This is a genomic window from Bradyrhizobium sp. 215_C5_N1_1, assembly GCF_052075935.1.
Taxonomy (GTDB): Bacteria; Pseudomonadota; Alphaproteobacteria; order Rhizobiales; family Xanthobacteraceae; genus Bradyrhizobium; species Bradyrhizobium barranii.
The window spans coordinates 4,636,664-4,652,347 of record NZ_CP197228.1; the positions used below are offsets into that span (position 1 = coordinate 4,636,664).

The following is a 15,684-nucleotide window of genomic DNA, read 5'->3' on the forward strand; positions in this document are numbered from 1 at the left end:
CCAGCCCCGTTGACCATGGTCTCTCGGGGGCGGGCCTGTACGTAGGAACAAGTGGCAAATGAGCGGTTTGTTGTTGTGCTCTGGATGTTGGGTCCCCCTGCCAGCCCGAGCAACCCAACGGCCCCAGCCGCCCGGCAGCAGCTGGGGCCGCGGCTTTTTTGTTGGTGAATGCAAAAAGGCCGCCCCAGGGCGGCCTTAGTTTTGAAGCGCCGATCTAAACTCTCTGCTGAAATATGCCCGCCGCCAAACTTGTAGCTGCGAGCCGCCCGGGTACGCAATAAATCCGAAATCAAGAACCAGCCCGGCTTTCCGAGGCTATCAAGGCGCTGCGCGGCCGCTAATAACATATGTAAGCGGAACCGGGAAAAATCGGCATTTTTTTGATTCCAGCAATGTGCTCAAACGAACAGAAACGCTGTGAGGGCAGAGTAATCTGAAAATCGCTTGGTCTTGCCAAGGGCCAAGCATCCCCAAGCGGCCCCGGTCCCACACCTCAAAAGCCCCCATGGCCGGGGCCGTCTTTAAGGTGGCTACCGATAGCTCACGCCGCCGATAGACCCTTTTGCGTTCCAATTGAAATCCGGCCGGACGTCGGCGCCGCGCCGGCCGCACGACCGAGAAAAGAACCGCGGCTCGAGGTCGGACAGCCGCATATCGTCCGGCCAGCAATCGGCGTTCAGGGCTACGCTATGGCTGCATCGGTTAGCGCGATCGACAGGACGCTGCGCATGCCCATCTCGCGCATCTAGCCAGCGTAATCTTCACCGGGCGGCCCTGGGATTCACCTACCTTACCCCACATCCGAACCGGCTTTTCCTGCATGCCAACCCTTCTCTGTCGGCTGATAACGCTCTCCACGTTTCACCAGCCAGCCGCCTTCAACCATCTTCTCTGCCAAAGCCTTCGAACATGCCGGCTGGCTGCTGCCGGGGTAATACAGGCCGTCCCTGCGCTCGACCAAAAAGCCGTAGACGCGCACCAGGCGAAGCGCTTTCAGCATGCCGGGAATGAGAACTACGGTCGTGCTCGTCATTGCTTTCCAAACGACGGCCCCACCGAACGTTCCCGAAGCCATTCGGCAAAAGCTGCGTCAATATCATCCTAGCGTCGTGGAACGAGCGCGAGCCACTGCAGGTCGTGGGTTTGGAAAAGCTAAGGCGCGTCGATTACTCAGAGAGAGCGACCAGTGGCGCCGCCTATGTCGGAAGGCATACAGACCGGATTGCCGACTCTTCCTAGACCTCAGTAAACCTCGGCGACCCCCATTACCGCCGAGGTCCAACGGTCCCGGCATGTAGGGGTGCCGGGACCGTTTTTTAGCGGACGCTCATCATGGCAAGGCCGCCTCACCTGGCGGCCTTAGCACAAAACCGAGCCCGCGCGGTAACGCCAACCGTCAACCCTAGCGGGCGCGCTTGGCGGTTTTCTTAGCTTTCTTCTCGACCCGCACGCCTTTGAATTTTTTCGCGGCTTTCTTCGCTGTTTTCGGCTTCTTCACAGCCATGAACTCGCCGGACGTCCTGTCGCGTTTGGTGTAGCCGCTCGCGCCGCCGATTGTCGTTTTGGTCTGCGAGCGTTTCTTCACCGCGCCCTTGCGCGCGTTGTCGCCAGTCGGTTTATTGACGGCCATGTTTCCTCCGCTGGTTGCCTCTCGTTATAAAAGGCGCGGCTAAGCGAGCGGTTCCAACCCGAGGAACGAACTGGCGCATATCAAATTGAGTCCCGGTTCTGTTGCGTGGAGTTGCGTATGCGTCAGTCCCGATGGCTTCTGTCGATCGCCCCGAACAGCGACGAGACTGTCTACCTGGTCGCAGACAACTCCGGCCGCAATGGCAGCGCATGGTGCGAAGCAGACTTGGAGATGGCGGCGGAAACCGTCATCCAGGATCTGCTTGCCGGAAAATATCGCCAGCCGATCCGGGTAGTCGCCTTCAACACGGCCGAACGCTGGTCGGAAGATGTTTCCGAGGACATTGCCGGCGAGATCCAGCGTCGTTGCAATCTTCAACCGAGCGACGTGCCTTCGTACCTGCAGGAGTTTGTGGATCGCTACTCACCACAAGACCTGCAGCAATTCAGTCTTCGCCTGGTGTAGCGATGGCCTTCCAGGGAAAAAAGCCGGAAGCGCTGGGCGTCAAGGCGCCCTTCCCCGGCTTCATCGAGCCGGCCCTGGCGGCCTCGATCGACCGCGTGCCGTCCGGCGAGCGATGGATCCATGAAATCAAGTTCGACGGCTATCGTGTCCAGGTACATCTCGCCAACGAAGCGGCCAGGGTATTCACCCGCCGCGGTCACGACTGGACCAAACGCTTCAAGAAGGTCGCCGACGACGCCTGGCACATCAAGGCGAGCTCGGCCATCATCGACGGCGAGGTCGTGGTGCCGGCCGCCGATGGCAGCACCGATTTCTCCGTCTTGCAGAACGAGCTAAAGGGCACCTCGACTAAGATCGTGCTCGTCGCCTTCGACCTGCTTTATCTCAACGGCAGGGACATCCGGAAAGTCCCTCTTCTCCAGCGGAAGGCCGCGCTGAAGAAGATCATCACTGGCAGCGATGTCCAGTTCAGCGAAAGCTTTGAGATTGATGGGCGCGAGATGTTCACGCACGCCTGCAAGGTCGGGCTCGAAGGCGTCGTGTCGAAGGTGCGCGACAGCGTCTACGCGAGCGGCCGCGGCAACAACTGGGTCAAGAAGACTTGCGCGCAACGCGAGACCCTGACGATTGCCGGCTTCGCGCTCGACGAAGGCAAATGGGACGGCATCTATCTCGCGCGACGCAAGGGCGACGACCTGATCTATGCCGGTAAGGTCGATCACGGCTTCGACAAAACATCGGCGGCCGAGCTGCGACGGCGCCTTGAGCCGCTCGTCCGGAAGACACAGCCCTATGCCAAGAGAATTGCGCACAAAGGCATCTGGGTCGAACCGAGGCTCCTCGCCGAAATCGAGTACCGCGCCAAATCCGCCGAGGGAAAGGTGCGGCATCCATTCTTCAAAGGCCTGCGCGAGGACCTCTAGAGCATGGTACGCCCGCCCCCCGGGAGCAGATCGAGCAGAGCTACTACCTCGCCATGATTGCACTGCCCAGCGGCCCGGAAATTGATGAAGACACGGGCTTCCTCGCCAGCTGCCGGGCTCTTAGCCAACCCTGGTGCGGTTCCTACGATGGTCGTAGACTTTCTCCGTGATGCCTCGATAGCCCGGCCAGCTGGCCCATCGCTCTGCTGCATCGGCTATCTCGTCGGGCGAATTGATCTTACCGCCGCCGCGGTTTGCCTCCCTCACCTCGATGAGGCGCCCCTGTGCTGCAGGACAACGTCTCGTTCAGGCTCCTGTTGGATGGCTAGGGTTGCAGCAGTGCGAGAAGGCGAAGTCGGTCTTCCTGACGAAGGCGCTGGTTGGCACGCATCGTTTTCAGCTCGCCCTCGACTTGACTCGTGTCCTGGTCCTGCCGCTTCGAGGCAATCACCAGTGCCTCCTGCTCTGCAAGCTGTCGCTCAGCTTCAACTGCCTCGCGCTCTGGTCGCCTCAACTCATCAAAGAGCGGGTCGCTATACATAACCAGATAAGCTGCCGGGGCGCGCTCCGTAATTTGTGCCGCACGATCTGAACCGCCCGCACCAAGCTGCGTTCCTTAACCGGCCTGGGAGCGGGGTCGCGTTCCTATCGTTAGGAGCACCGCGGTCTTTGAGCGGAGCGTTCGCTGCCCGCCTCCACCCGCGTCCAGACTAGATCAGCGCGAAGCGCTCGCTACATCGCGCTTTAGTGCAGCAAATCGCTGGCCGCCACACGGTTGATCGTGGCGAGGCGCTGCTCGGCGCTCGCACTGAAATCTATGCCAGCCACCAGATCGAGCAGACGCTGATAGGCATGGTCGGCGACCGCGACCGGTAATGGCGCTTCGTCGAACGTATCGACATAGTTGTCGACGACCGAATTCAGCAGCCGACACAGGCCCTGGTGGTCAGGCTCGTCCTTGCAGGCTTCGTAGAGTTTTTGCTGGAATTCGCGGAAGGTGTGCAACCCGTGGTGCTGCTGCGAAAGCCACGTATGCAGTGCGTTCATGATAGCCTCTTCGAATAGGGAGAAGAAGCTACCGACTTATACAGCCCGCGGAGCGCATCGACAAATGTGGTTTTGTCAGATCCCTAATGCACCATATGCAGCCGTGTCGGAACCCAGCACTTTATCGTGCAGTCGATCGCCCGCCGCATAGACGCCCGCTGACCAGGAACCGTCCAGCCGGATGATCATTTGGCTCTCATGCCGACCATTTTGTGAGGCGATCCCGTCGGCAGCTGCTTCTAAGGGTAACCCACCATGGACCGCCTGTTTCTGGCTGTCATCGTCTCGGCACTGCTGCTACTTACCGGCGCCTTAGGCTTGGCGCTCCGCGGACTTGGTGGATCTGATATCAGCGCAAAGCACTCGCTAATCACGCCCTCCCTCGTCCCGCCGTCCCCCCCTCCTGATCCTGAGACGGTGGGACAGGCTGCTCGTCCTGAATTTCGTCCAGGACGAAGGGGAGAACCTCGGCCAGTTCGACCACCTGGGTGACTAAGATTGAGATCAACGCGCTCACAGCAGAACTATTTCTGTCGACTCCCGACCGCATCGTCCCATCTCACCATCCCATTCAGATACCGCTGAGAGTATTGCGATCCCGCATTAAGTCGGAGGATGGCTGTCGGGGACAGAGGATGCGTCGCGGCCGCTTAGCAAAGGGCCGCGACGAGCAGGACGTTGGTTGCGCCGCGGCTTTACTTCCCGCCGGATCCGCCAGCTCCCCCGGCCCCACCGCCCGCTTGGCTGCCCATATTGTTGGTGTTGGATCCGCCACCCGTTGGCTGCCGTCCCATGCTGTCTCCAGCTTGGTTCTTCATACTCGAAGCGCCGGTCGTTGTCTTCTTGCCGGCGGACGAGGGGCCGACTTCACCTTGCCCGGAGGCGCCCGGCGCGGGCTGGTTGGATTGCGCATATGCGCCCGTTGTTGCGAGCGCGAAAATGCAGGCGGAGGCCATAGCAATTTTCTTCATGAACGTCGTCTCCCTTTGGTTTCTAAGTCTTCCGAGAACGACATAAAGGATGGCGGCGTTCCTATTGACATCGCGACGCGGCCGATTGTGACGAGTGCATGCGCGGTGAGGCAAATGATGGTCGAGCGCCAGCGTTCCTATTGAAGACGCATTGGAAGGCGAACCTCCAAATTTAATGCAGCAACATAACATTTGAGAGAGCTCGGACGCACCGACAGCAGAGCATGGCTCAGTGCGCTGGGCTGACGCGCTCCTGCCCCGGCGTTCCGGGCTCCTGTTCCAGCCTCCTCGAGGCTGGGGCCGACGCGCTGCAACCGAACGTCTGCGAAATTTTTCGATCGGTCACAGCATCATCGCTAATGACCCTGAGCGGACCACTCGGGGCCACGCTCGCGAGGAACGAACTAGAGCGCTAGGTTGGCGTGCATGCCACGTTACTACTTCGATACGCGGGATAATGAAGCTTTCAGCGCTGACGAAATTGGCGTTGAGATCCCGTCCCTTGAGCAGGTGAAGACAACTGCTTCCGCGGCGATGGTGGACTTCGCTAAAGACGCGTTGCCTGGTTCCGTCGTCCGCATCCTAACAATCGAAGTTCGCGATGAGTTTGGGCCGGTCCTGCGGGTTTCATTGCGGTTCGAAATCGAACAGCTTTCCACCCCTTAACTACGTACACCAGGAACATATCCCTTAACCTATAATTGTCCTTGATCATCAGTCGAGGCCCGCTGGCACCGGTGACTGAGAGTTTTGTGCTCCCGCCTTAGGCCGGACCGCAGGTTCCATTCCGGCTCAAACTTCCTCAGGTGCGAAAGAGGTGTGCGATGCCCGGTACCGTCACGGCTGCGCTCGTTCTAAAGCTCAAAAACACCAATCGGCTCACTCAGGGCGATATCCTGGCGATTGAGCAATTGCCTCTCCAGAGCAAGCGCGTCGTCGCCCACCATCCTATCGTGCGCGACGGGGATAGGCCTTCGCAATCCTGCCTGATCGTCGATGGGTTTGCGTTCAGGTCGAAGCTTACGCCAGACGGAAAGAGGCAAGTTCTCTCGCTTCACATTCCCGGAGAAATCCCGGACAGATGCGTCGGAGGCAGGTACCCAGAAACCGCAAGAGCAAGCTTCATTGTCCCATGTGACAGTGTCCTTTCAGACAATATGACTGTCGTCATCGGTGTCTTAGATAGTCCTCATGTTGCTTTCGATACGGAGCTGCGACCCATGGCCGCTCCAGGCGATTGTCCCTCCCAGTTTGAGATCGAGCTGGAACAACTCATCAAGAAGCACCTTGGCTCGCCGCGCTGGATGGAGGACTTCATAGACATCGCCGACGCGCTTACTGACGCCGCTACAGACATCTCTTACGAGGCGACCGAATATCCGTCCGAGGACGATCCGGAATGCATGGGTCGAAAGCGTAGGGACCTGACGAAGCGCTATGCGCCCGCGCGCGGGCGCGACTGACAGCCCGCCCTTCCTTGAGGGCGCGACACAGAGCTAACACGTCCGGTTGAAGTCGCCCCCTTGTCTAACCACACGTTGGTCCATGATGAACGCGCGTTCCGCTAATCCTTGATCCCCGCTCGGCAACTTGTTGCATCGCGAAGCTTGGCACGGCGATGATTGAAAAACTGAACCTGGAAGATTGGGCCTGGTACGTCGCGGCCGAGGTGTACCGGTTCAACTTGTATGGTCAACTCACCGGTGCTGCCAAGTTTACCTGATGCCCTGCCCTAACAGGGCACCCCTGCATGTACCCCAGCTCGTGGGCACCCCCTGTCCGCGGGCTGGGACTTTTACACAAACGTCTGCGGCCTTGCCGCCGTCATCCGTCCTCCGTAGGACGACGCGGGGGCCGAACGACCCCCGATCAGGCGGCGACGTCATCCGCGCCGCGAAGTTGTATCGTCCGAGCCGCAAATCCTGAGCATTGAGCATCCGGATGGCTCTGGACGCTGCATCATTTGTCCGTAAAGAATGTGAGGAGCACTTTGCCTTTTTCGCCGATCAGGCAAAGAAAAGTCCGACGGGTGTCGTTCTTACCTTTTTCAAGATAGGCATCCCCGATCACGATGGTGCGAATGATCGTGTCCTCGACTTTTGTATTGGCCTTTGCAATCGTCATTCCATCAACGTCAAACGAGATATCTTTTATCGCGGGACTGCGTTCTTTCAGCGCGATGAGTCCAGTTGTGCGGCAGGCCTCAAGTTCCGGAGGGAGGTTTTGGGCAACGACAACACCGAGAGGACACGCGGCCACAATACTGAAGAACGCGAAGCAGTGCAGTGATCGGATGCTCATGTGACGCCTCCCCTTCAAACCACGAACTGTAGACCCGTCGGCGCAGGTTGGTGCGTTCACTTTGGTACACAATTGAACATTTGGTGGTCCTCCCGCCCCCGGCCGGCAACCGGAGTGCACGCGAATATTGGTCCCTTGTCGAACCCTAATACTTGGACCGAGCTGAATAAAGATCGGACATCTGCGAGTTAATGAGTACGCGCCCTTCTGTAATGGGCCCGATGATGTCAAGCCTCCCGAGTGAACGCCACGCCGCCGAGCTCATGCTTCTGTTCGTGGTCGACGCCTGGCCGCCACATCATGCTGTCAGAGGGAGCGGTGAGCCTATCTAGATACGCGTGGTTCGTCGGACGACGGCCACTGGGCGTGTAACGGCTTCACCGCATCCACCGTCCCGGCGACGGGACTTCGGGCACCGGGCTTCAGTTCATCCCGGTTGCGTTCTTGATCTCCTCCACGTCTTCTATGCTGCGATTGAGCCCGCTTCGGCCCATCGGTAAGTCGTGCCATCGACCCAGATCCGATGCAGGATCACTGCGAGCTTGCGTGCCAAGGCGACCTTTGCGCGCTTCGAGCCTCTCCGCTTGGCGACGTCCATCCCCCAGCGTTTGAGTTTTGAGAACCGCGTGATGCGCGATAGCAGAACGTTGGCGGCTTCATACAAGGCCGTCCGCACCGTCTCATCGCCGGCCAGCGTGATTCCGCCCGTGACGTCCTTTTCTCCCGATTGATATTTCTTTGGCGTGAGCCCTGCCCGGACGCGGCGGAGAGCAACCGGCAGCACTGAGACCGGCTTTTCCAGTTAAGGTCGAGTAGTGATGAACTCTCCAGATTGCGCGACAACTCGCCCGCCTTACGCTCCGCGCGGTTTTTTCCCATGATGGGGAGAAACCTTCGTCGCTCGCTGTCGCTGGCTACTTGAGCAGCTTTTGCAGTTGCTTTTCGTTGAAGTGCGTCGCCAGGCGCTGCATGAAGCGCGTTACCGCTGAAAGTATCTGCTCGGCTTCGTCGGCCGAATAGCGCCGTTCGACGTGCATTGTCGGATTGCGCCATGCCTGTTTGACGGTCAGCAAATCGCCGCTCAGGTCGCGATAGAATGCCTCATCACGCTTCCACTTGCGGCTCTTGGTCTTGTGCGGCTTGTCGAGTTCAGCCGAGATTTTGCGCAAGCACGCATCCCAACTTGGCGAGTGCGGAACGCCTAGCGCGGCTCCCACAGCCTTGAGACCGCACTCCATGATGCGCATGGCATGCAGGACGGCAGAAGTCCCTTGGCCGAGTGCGAGGCACTTGGATGCGTCCTCGATGTCGTCAACAGCGTGGGGGAAACAGGTATTGACGCTTTGGCTCATCAATATCGCTGCATCACGATAATAGCGCAGGCGGTTCGGCGGTACGTAATAGAACTCGGCGGCCTCAAGTTCATCCCGCAGGCGGGTTTTGAGATCATTGATCATGCGGCCAATCTCTTGAGGACCGCGAGCAGTTCGCAGTGCTTCGAGTACCCGCTTTCCCTGCGCGGCTACAGACGGGAATGCCATGTGTGAGCCGATGCTTTCTAGGATCGTGTTCAGAACATCCCTCGCTCTTTCGGCCACCGAACGCTCTAACGGAGCTTCTTGTCGCAGCATCGCGAGCGTGACCTGATTGATAGCGTCGCCGGTTTTAGGAGGAGGATTGCGGGCGGCGTGGTCAAGCATCGCACTTACGGTATCGATGCTTTCAAAAATGACGATATATCCAAGAGCGTATTTGCCCAACATCGTGCGAAGCCCCCCGGCCTGTGATCGACGCACACGCATTGGGGCGAATCAGCAAAAAAGTGCAAGAGCCGCGAGGCGCAACTTATTGATTATAGCACCCACATCGGGAAAATGTCGGAGCAAAACTGGAGCGACGGATGCCCGACCGAAAGCGACTTGGACTAGAGCGACCACTCGATCTTCTGGCGAAACTCGACTGGGAGATCGAACAACTGGGGCTTCCCCCAGATCAGGAGGTCGTGGCGTCCTACAGAGCGTTCAACTGTGCTGTCACAGCGTGGAGCATTTGCGATTGGGTTTGGAATTTCGCCACTCCTGACTTGCGCGAGCGGTTTCGAGCGCAAAGCCCCAACCCGGACGCCAAGGGTTCCGAGCCGCTTGCCTCGTTGCTGAGAGAGCGAAGCCGCGAGTTGGCCATTTGTCAGCAACTCGCAAACGGATCAAAGCATTTCATCCTCGATAGGCACAACGATGTGTCCGTGTCGTCGTACAGGTCACCGGGCGTCTCACTATACGTCTCTGATGATGGCAGAAGCCGCGTGGTTCCTGCGCACGGCGTGTTTATCAAAGACGGCGAGCATACCTATTCCGACCTCGGCCTGTTTAGTCGAGCGCACAATTACTGGATCGAGTTCATCAAGCACTATGACATCGGCTAAAGGCGGCAATTCTCAAGGTCGGCAAGGATGCTTGATGTAGGAGTACCCGAACGTTATGTCTATCGACTGTTGGCCATACTGAGAAATCGTAATTTCTCTCCGATTATTGTCTTCCCCAAGCCATCGGAATTGGATGTTGCTGTACTGTTGGCCCTCGGGATACATGATGGTGGGCAGCACTTCCGGCTCTCCATACGCGCTCTTCCAATCTTTGATGGTGCTCACTATTTCATGGAGACTGCTTGGCCTTTGCAAACTCACCGCGCTGAGAGTCGTATCGCAAAACGACAGCGTGGGACCAGTCGAACCGTTACCGAAAAGAACGTAATTGACCCACCTGCCGCTGCTCGCCTGCGGCTTGCTAAAGGTATAACCCTTCTCGATGGCAAGCTGTCTGACCTTTGCCGTAGACATCCCAAGCTGAAAGCCATCAACCTCCTCTGCTAAAACTGCCCTGACGCCGATTGCCAACAGCAACACGGACAGACCTAATAAGCCTCTCATCATCATGCCCCCTTGCAAAGCTTGCCGCTAATCTAGCATCAAGGGATGTACAAGAGGGAAGGCAGAAGTCAGGCGGCGATTTCAAAGTGCTGCCGTGCGCGGATGATTTGCCTGGCTTGCCCGGCACCTTACCGTGCGCACCGCAACGGACATATTGTTTATTTTCCAGGACGGCGAGCAATTACGTCGGTGACATTTCGATTCATCGGCGCCTGACGGATCGGTCGTCAGCTTTTGCTGGTGGGCGAATTTGTCGACGAAGCTTCTTATCGAGCAAGCTCACGACTTCGACATCGCCATCATCCCGCGCCTTGAGGCCCCGCTCCTCCAGCCACCGCTTCGACTTGCGCCGAAGCTCCATCGGCAGCGACCGCACAGCGGCGATGCGCTTGTGCGTCGTGTTCTCGGCCTGCAGCTCGTCGTGAAAAACCACGCCCTTGCCGGTTGCCCATTGCTTGAAGCGCTCGACAGCAGGATGGCGTTGCGCTCCTGATTGTAGCGCGCGATCGGTGTCTGACGCATCGGTCTCAGCTTGTGGTGGTTAGCCGGCCCCGTCGATGGCGTCCCGGACCGCCCGGTAGATCTGCGTCGCCAGCGGCGTCCTTGCGGCGCGGTCGAGATAGATAGGCAGAGCGGCCATGGCGCAATGGTACGATCATTCCCGCCAATCTTGGTTCTGTTTCATGAGCAGAGCCGGCCACACCTACCAGCCATCGCCGCGTGGGAAGCGCGTCTTTGGTTCCCACGTGCCTGCCCTGTTCTCACCCGCTGCAGCCGTCATCGCGAAAGCCGGAGGCTTCTCGGATCCGTCCGAGATGTCTTGGCTCCGGGGATGGCGCCAGTAATAGGATGTACGTAATGGCTTTCGACGATTGGTCGCTGCCGCCGGTATCGCCGGAGGATGCGGCGCCCCTCCTGGCCACGGTCGCGGGTTCGGTTCTACTGCCGAACGACGCGGGATACGACCACGAACGCGCCGTCTGGAACTTGAATCACGAGTTGGTGCCCGCGGTGATCGTGGTGCCGGAGAGCGCGGCCGATGTTCAGGCCGCCGTTGCTTTCGCGGCCGGGCAGCGCCGGCCGGTCCTGGTGAAGACCACCGGCCACCAGATAGTCGGCCAGGCGCACGGCGCCGTCGTGATCGCGACCCGTCGAATGAACGACATAACGATCGACGCGGCGGGCCGCACGGCCCGGGTCGGCGCCGGAGTGCTATGGTCCGAGGTCGTCGCGAAGGCGGCCAAGGCCGGACTAGCTCCGCTTAACGGGTCGAACCCCACCGTGGGAGTCTCCGGTTACACCCTGGGCGGCGGCCTCAGCCCGACCCTCGGCCGCTCCCACGGCTACGCCGCCGACCACGTGCGCTCACTCGACGTGGTCACCGCGAACGGCGAACTGCGGCACGTCAACGCGGAATCCGAACCCGACCTGTTCTGGGCGCTTCGCGGCGGCAAGGGCAACTTCGCAGTGGTCACTGCCCTGGAATTCGACCTGTTCCCGGTGTCCCGCCTCTACGGCGGCGGCATCTACTTCACCGGTGAGCGGACGGCCGATGTCCTGCGAGTCTGGACCAACTGGCACCCGAGCACCCCGGAGACCATGGTCACGTCGATCGCCGTGATGCGGATGCCCTCGATGCCCGGAGTGCCCGAGCCCGTCCGCGGGAAGTTTCTGGTGGCGGTGCGGATCGCCTACAACGGCACGACCGCGGACGGCGAGCGGATGGTAGAGCCGCTGCGGGCGGTAGCTCCGGCAGTCCTAGATACCCTGCGGGACATGCCGTATACCGAGGTCGCGTCGATCCACAGCGAGCCGACCGAACCGGTGCCCTACTACGAACGGGCCATCATGCTGCGAGAGTTCCCCGAGCAGGCGCAGGACAAGCTGATCGAACTCGTCGGTCCGGACGCGGAGACCACCCTGGTGATCGCCGAGCTGCGTGCCCTGGGCGGGGCGTGGGACCGGGAGCCGGCGGTGCCCAACGCCGTAGCGACCAGGGGCCTGCCGTACAGCCTGCTCGGCGTCTCGGCCGGTCCGCTGTCGCAGGAGCAGCAACTCAAGAGGTCGGTCGCGGAGCTGCTCGACGGCATGAAGCCCTGGCAGGGCGACCGGCGGGTGGTGAACAACCTCGCGCCGGATGAGGCGGCCGACGCCGCGGCGATTTACGGCCCGGAGCGCTACGAGCGCTTGGCGTCCATCAAGAAGACCTACGACCCGGCCAACATGTTCCGGCTCAATCACAACGTGATACCGGCCGCCTGACTAGACAATGGCCGACCGGGCCGGGCCGGACGTGATCAATTCGTAGATAATGTCCGGTGCCACCGATGTCTCGGCCGGGCCCAGGCGCGCAGATATCCCGGCTGCTGCCGCCAATCCCATGGACGAGGCGATCCGCCTTCGGTAACGAAAAGTTTTGCTGCAGCGGCGCAGTCGCAATTCGAACATCGCCGCCTCGAGGCGTGTTGCGTAATAGGTCTTTGATGGCGAGGGTAGGCGATGAAAGAGATCGGATAAGAACAGGATTAGAACAAGTGGCGGCCCTCTCAAGAATTTGCTTAAAAGGCGCTTCAGGACACAACGGCAGCCGCTGAAGTCACTCAAGACCACACGCGATAATACGCCTATGCCGGCGTCACGAATGCTTTATGAGGGCGCGGGCTCATAGAGCTCTTTTCAAATGTCGGAGTACGACGCAATGGGTTCTTCGCGGAACTCTTGGCAAGCATGCGTCGCGTCCACAGCGCTATCGCGCCAATTCCAAGAGCCGACGACAGTCCGCCTTCAGTCGTCGTTCATTGAGATTTGTCACGCCGAGCAGCAGCCCCTGCCGCCTGGAAGGCCGCATGTACCACGGCGACAGCGGAGCCGGCGCCATGCCGAGTTGTAGAGCGCGTGAAGCGATTTCCACGTCTGACGCATACTCGGGAAGCGAGAGCACAACTGCCAGACCGGCAGTGGCTTTTACCTTTATCGAGTCTGACGCCATCTCTCCGAGGCAACGAAGCAGGGCCTCCCGTCGGGCGGCGTAAAGCCGCTTCATGCGACGCAGATGGCGAAGATAGTGCCCTTCCCGCAGGAATTTCGCCACAGCGCGCTGCACAGCTGCGGCTGGCGCCGGCGCCAAGCAAGCAGCGAGCTCACCGAATCTACGACCCAGTTCCGGCGGCACGACCATGAAACCCAAGCGCAGCGCCGGGCTGATCGTCTTGCTAAAACTGCCGATGTGCAGCACCCGCCCCCCATGATCGAGCGATGCAAGAGCCGGCGCCGCCCGACCGTTCAGCTGCAGTTCGCTCAGGTAATCGTCCTCGATGATCCAGGCGTCGCTTTGCCGAGCCCAGGCGAGCAATGCAAACCGCCGCGGCAGAGACATCGTCATCCCGAGCGGCGCCTGCTGGCCTGGTGTCACGACTGCCAGTGCCGCTCCGGCGGCGTTCTGGACACCAGCGGCGACATCCAGTCCTTCCGCATCGACCGGGACAGCTGTCACAGCCATGCCAGCCAAGCCGAGCGCGGTGCGAGTGAGCGGAAAGCCTGGATCCTCAATCCAGGCTCCTATCCCTCCAAGCTGAAGCCCTCGGATCGCCAGACCGAGCGCCCCGGAGAACCCGCCCGTGACGAGCACCTGAGAGGCACTGCACCGAATGCCGCGGGCCAGCCCCAAGTAAGCCGCCACCTCCTTTCGCAGGTCCGGATCGCCACGCGGATCCGGATACGTCACCGGCGCCGCCGCGGCCCACCGGGTCTCGCGAGTGACGATACGTGACCACAGCTTGAACGGGAAGGCATCTTGCGAAGGTACGCCCATCTGAAATGCCAGCGGCGCGGTTCCGAACTCGTAGAAGAGGTCTGGCAGAAGCGGGGCTTCCGGCGAACGGTCGTGCGTTGAGGATCGGGGCTGCCGCTCGGCCACACGGGTCCCTGCTGGCCCGAGACCAACCGCGAATTGCTCCGCGATGAGACGTTGGTAGGCCACACGCACGGTGCCGCGCGAGACGCCCAGCTGAGCGGCCAGATCTTGCCAAGAGGGCAACCGCGCGCCCGAGGCGAGCCGCCCGTTCTCGATGCCCTCTCGGATCGCCGAATAAATCTGGGCAGCCAGCGAAATCCTTCTGGCACGATCGAGTTGAATGGGAAACGCAGCCATCGCGCGATGGTACAGTCAAAGTTGGCAATCTTGGTACTTTTTTTTGACCGGGCGCAGCGCATCTATTCGTCTTGAACAACGGCCAGAGCGATAGATCGGGTCTCGCAGCAGCAGACGACAAAAAGCCATTGCAGCGCCAACCGCGCAGCCGGCACCCGCACGGCTTGTCGCGGTTGGTGCTCCGGTTGCGCAGATCGAAGGCGTCGCCTGGCGAGGCTCGTTTCTCCCAAAGGAAAACGCAGATGACACGCATGGATTGGCGCAGCTTCGAAAATTCACTCAAAACCGAGGCGCACTTTTTCAGCCGCACGGCGGCAAATCATCTCACATCAATCTTCGGTGGTGTTGGCGAGTTGCAAACGCGCGATGGCCGTCCACTCGTGGTGGACGCGGGTCCCGGAACGGATTTTCATACCCTCTATCGCGCTCGGGTCTTTCGATCTGACGACAAACTCGAAACTGCCCTCGGCAGGCCGGACATCCATCTCGGCTCGCCACCAGCCCCCCTGACGGCGGCCGGTCCCCTTAACGCGCGTCGTATCTCGGTTTTCTACGCCGCAAACAATCAGAAAGCGGCTATTGCGGAGGTCCGCCCGCCTGTTGGTAGTCACGTCCTGGTAGCTCAATTCAAGATCATCAGAAAGCTTCGACTGCTCGATTTGACCGCCCTCAGTGACATCCGCGTCACCGGAAGCCTTCTGGATTTCGGGTTAGCCGGGAGGACGGAGGACGCCGTGTTCCTGCGGTCGCTGAGTGAGCGCATCACGCGCCCGGCAATGCCCGATGACGAACCGTTTGAATACCTCGCAACGCAGACCATCGCCGACTTTCTCGCGACGGAAGCTTCGGTGCCGATTGATGGCATTATTTTCCCGTCGGTGCAGACCGCCGGAGACGCTCTCAACGTCGTCCTTTTTCACAAGGCTGCCCGTGTCGAAGCCATGAACGTTCCCGAGGGAACGGAGATCGGCGTGAGTACGGGCCGCTGGGCCGAGGATGGTTGGCAGGAAGATTACGAGGTGCTTGAGAAAGTGCCACCGTTACACAAGGTTGATCAGAACGCGCAAGAGCCGGGATCGCCAGACTTCGCCTCAATACCTCTTGACCCGCGGGATGCCGATCGGCGCGACACAAGTCTCCGCATCGTGTCCGAATGCATCGAGGTGCATCGCATAAAGCGCGTCGAATTCGCCACGGAGGAATTCACGGTGAAACGGCATCGTCGGAAAAAACGGGATAGCATCGATTTTTAGGCGGGCAGAAGCGCGCCC

Annotated in this window: 16 protein-coding genes and 1 pseudogene; 8 read left to right on the top strand and 9 right to left on the bottom strand. The window is 60.1% G+C overall.

The features are described 5' to 3' along the window. Positions 1 to 790: 790 nt before the first annotated feature. Both AB7G19_RS22350 and AB7G19_RS22355 read right to left on the bottom strand, forming a co-directional pair. On the bottom strand, positions 791 to 1,033 hold the full coding sequence (locus AB7G19_RS22350) for a hypothetical protein (RefSeq protein WP_135216011.1): 243 nt from the start codon (positions 1,031 to 1,033) through the stop codon (positions 791 to 793). A gap of 369 nt (positions 1,034 to 1,402) precedes the next feature. Beyond that, positions 1,403 to 1,630, bottom strand: a complete 228-nt coding sequence (locus tag AB7G19_RS22355) for a hypothetical protein (RefSeq protein WP_038937520.1) — start codon at positions 1,628 to 1,630, stop codon at positions 1,403 to 1,405. A gap of 117 nt (positions 1,631 to 1,747) precedes the next feature. On the opposite strand from AB7G19_RS22355, the gene AB7G19_RS22360 reads away from it, so the two are divergent. Both AB7G19_RS22360 and ligD read left to right on the top strand, forming a co-directional pair. After that, positions 1,748 to 2,095 carry a hypothetical protein gene (locus tag AB7G19_RS22360; protein WP_441268100.1) on the top strand — a complete coding sequence of 116 codons (348 nt, stop codon included), beginning with the start codon at positions 1,748 to 1,750 and terminating at the stop codon, positions 2,093 to 2,095. Between the two features lie 2 nt (positions 2,096 to 2,097). Continuing rightward, positions 2,098 to 3,018 (top strand): non-homologous end-joining DNA ligase, encoded by a 921-nt coding sequence (ligD, locus tag AB7G19_RS22365; protein WP_441268101.1) that lies wholly within the window; start codon positions 2,098 to 2,100, stop codon positions 3,016 to 3,018. Between the two features lie 744 nt (positions 3,019 to 3,762). Here the strand turns inward: ligD and AB7G19_RS22370 are convergent. Together AB7G19_RS22370 and AB7G19_RS22375 are read right to left on the bottom strand one after the other, a co-directional pair. Continuing rightward, positions 3,763 to 4,065 (bottom strand): hypothetical protein, encoded by a 303-nt coding sequence (locus tag AB7G19_RS22370; protein WP_259258585.1) that lies wholly within the window; start codon positions 4,063 to 4,065, stop codon positions 3,763 to 3,765. Between the two features lie 695 nt (positions 4,066 to 4,760). Continuing rightward, positions 4,761 to 5,036, bottom strand: a complete 276-nt coding sequence (locus tag AB7G19_RS22375; RefSeq protein WP_441268102.1) for a hypothetical protein — start codon at positions 5,034 to 5,036, stop codon at positions 4,761 to 4,763. 426 nt (positions 5,037 to 5,462) lie between these two features. On the opposite strand from AB7G19_RS22375, the gene AB7G19_RS22380 reads away from it, so the two are divergent. After that, a complete protein-coding gene (locus AB7G19_RS22380) occupies positions 5,463 to 5,702 on the top strand; it encodes a DUF6894 family protein (protein WP_441268103.1) in 240 nt (79 codons plus the stop codon). A 158-nt stretch (positions 5,703 to 5,860) separates the two neighbouring features. After that, a complete protein-coding gene (locus AB7G19_RS22385; RefSeq protein WP_441268104.1) occupies positions 5,861 to 6,499 on the top strand; it encodes a hypothetical protein in 639 nt (212 codons plus the stop codon). A 496-nt stretch (positions 6,500 to 6,995) separates the two neighbouring features. Here AB7G19_RS22385 and AB7G19_RS22390 read toward each other — a convergent pair whose 3' ends face one another. From AB7G19_RS22390 to AB7G19_RS22400, 3 genes and pseudogenes are all read right to left on the bottom strand, one after another. Further along, entirely contained in the window at positions 6,996 to 7,337 is a 342-nt protein-coding gene (locus AB7G19_RS22390; RefSeq protein WP_441268105.1) for a hypothetical protein, read from the bottom strand. 463 nt (positions 7,338 to 7,800) lie between these two features. Further along, positions 7,801 to 8,088, bottom strand: a pseudogene (locus AB7G19_RS22395) (transposase); the annotation flags it as partial. A 163-nt stretch (positions 8,089 to 8,251) separates the two neighbouring features. Further along, a complete protein-coding gene (locus tag AB7G19_RS22400) occupies positions 8,252 to 9,100 on the bottom strand; it encodes a hypothetical protein (RefSeq protein ID WP_441268106.1) in 849 nt (282 codons plus the stop codon). 137 nt (positions 9,101 to 9,237) lie between these two features. On the opposite strand from AB7G19_RS22400, the gene AB7G19_RS22405 reads away from it, so the two are divergent. Beyond that, entirely contained in the window at positions 9,238 to 9,759 is a 522-nt protein-coding gene (locus tag AB7G19_RS22405; protein ID WP_441268107.1) for a hypothetical protein, read from the top strand. A 12-nt stretch (positions 9,760 to 9,771) separates the two neighbouring features. On the opposite strand, the gene AB7G19_RS22410 is transcribed toward AB7G19_RS22405, so the two are convergent. Further along, on the bottom strand, positions 9,772 to 10,269 hold the full coding sequence (locus tag AB7G19_RS22410; protein WP_441268108.1) for a hypothetical protein: 498 nt from the start codon (positions 10,267 to 10,269) through the stop codon (positions 9,772 to 9,774). Between the two features lie 244 nt (positions 10,270 to 10,513). Between AB7G19_RS22410 and AB7G19_RS22415 the strand changes: the two genes are divergently transcribed. Together AB7G19_RS22415 and AB7G19_RS22420 are read left to right on the top strand one after the other, a co-directional pair. After that, positions 10,514 to 10,756 carry a hypothetical protein gene (locus AB7G19_RS22415; protein ID WP_441268109.1) on the top strand — a complete coding sequence of 81 codons (243 nt, stop codon included), beginning with the start codon at positions 10,514 to 10,516 and terminating at the stop codon, positions 10,754 to 10,756. A gap of 365 nt (positions 10,757 to 11,121) precedes the next feature. Then, entirely contained in the window at positions 11,122 to 12,525 is a 1,404-nt protein-coding gene (locus tag AB7G19_RS22420) for an FAD-binding oxidoreductase (protein ID WP_441268110.1), read from the top strand. 484 nt (positions 12,526 to 13,009) lie between these two features. Here AB7G19_RS22420 and pdxR read toward each other — a convergent pair whose 3' ends face one another. Next, entirely contained in the window at positions 13,010 to 14,413 is a 1,404-nt protein-coding gene (gene pdxR, locus AB7G19_RS22425) for a MocR-like pyridoxine biosynthesis transcription factor PdxR (RefSeq protein WP_441268111.1), read from the bottom strand. Between the two features lie 242 nt (positions 14,414 to 14,655). Between pdxR and AB7G19_RS22430 the strand changes: the two genes are divergently transcribed. Continuing rightward, a complete protein-coding gene (locus AB7G19_RS22430) occupies positions 14,656 to 15,666 on the top strand; it encodes an RES family NAD+ phosphorylase (RefSeq protein WP_441268112.1) in 1,011 nt (336 codons plus the stop codon). The last annotated feature ends 18 nt before the right edge of the window (positions 15,667 to 15,684 follow it).

Excerpts from the sequence above, each read along its gene's own strand:
- AB7G19_RS22350 (WP_135216011.1), bottom strand. The coding sequence starts at position 1,033 with ATGACGAGCACGACCGTAGTTCTCATTCCCGGCATGCTGAAAGCGCTT.
- AB7G19_RS22355 (WP_038937520.1), bottom strand. The coding sequence starts at position 1,630 with ATGGCCGTCAATAAACCGACTGGCGACAACGCGCGCAAGGGCGCGGTG.
- AB7G19_RS22360 (WP_441268100.1), top strand. The coding sequence starts at position 1,748 with ATGCGTCAGTCCCGATGGCTTCTGTCGATCGCCCCGAACAGCGACGAG.
- ligD (WP_441268101.1), top strand. The coding sequence starts at position 2,098 with ATGGCCTTCCAGGGAAAAAAGCCGGAAGCGCTGGGCGTCAAGGCGCCC.
- AB7G19_RS22370 (WP_259258585.1), bottom strand. The coding sequence starts at position 4,065 with ATGAACGCACTGCATACGTGGCTTTCGCAGCAGCACCACGGGTTGCAC.
- AB7G19_RS22375 (WP_441268102.1), bottom strand. The coding sequence starts at position 5,036 with ATGAAGAAAATTGCTATGGCCTCCGCCTGCATTTTCGCGCTCGCAACA.
- AB7G19_RS22380 (WP_441268103.1), top strand. The coding sequence starts at position 5,463 with ATGCCACGTTACTACTTCGATACGCGGGATAATGAAGCTTTCAGCGCT.
- AB7G19_RS22385 (WP_441268104.1), top strand. The coding sequence starts at position 5,861 with ATGCCCGGTACCGTCACGGCTGCGCTCGTTCTAAAGCTCAAAAACACC.
- AB7G19_RS22390 (WP_441268105.1), bottom strand. The coding sequence starts at position 7,337 with ATGAGCATCCGATCACTGCACTGCTTCGCGTTCTTCAGTATTGTGGCC.
- AB7G19_RS22400 (WP_441268106.1), bottom strand. The coding sequence starts at position 9,100 with ATGTTGGGCAAATACGCTCTTGGATATATCGTCATTTTTGAAAGCATC.
- AB7G19_RS22405 (WP_441268107.1), top strand. The coding sequence starts at position 9,238 with ATGCCCGACCGAAAGCGACTTGGACTAGAGCGACCACTCGATCTTCTG.
- AB7G19_RS22410 (WP_441268108.1), bottom strand. The coding sequence starts at position 10,269 with ATGATGATGAGAGGCTTATTAGGTCTGTCCGTGTTGCTGTTGGCAATC.
- AB7G19_RS22420 (WP_441268110.1), top strand. The coding sequence starts at position 11,122 with ATGGCTTTCGACGATTGGTCGCTGCCGCCGGTATCGCCGGAGGATGCG.
- pdxR (WP_441268111.1), bottom strand. The coding sequence starts at position 14,413 with ATGGCTGCGTTTCCCATTCAACTCGATCGTGCCAGAAGGATTTCGCTG.
- AB7G19_RS22430 (WP_441268112.1), top strand. The coding sequence starts at position 14,656 with ATGACACGCATGGATTGGCGCAGCTTCGAAAATTCACTCAAAACCGAG.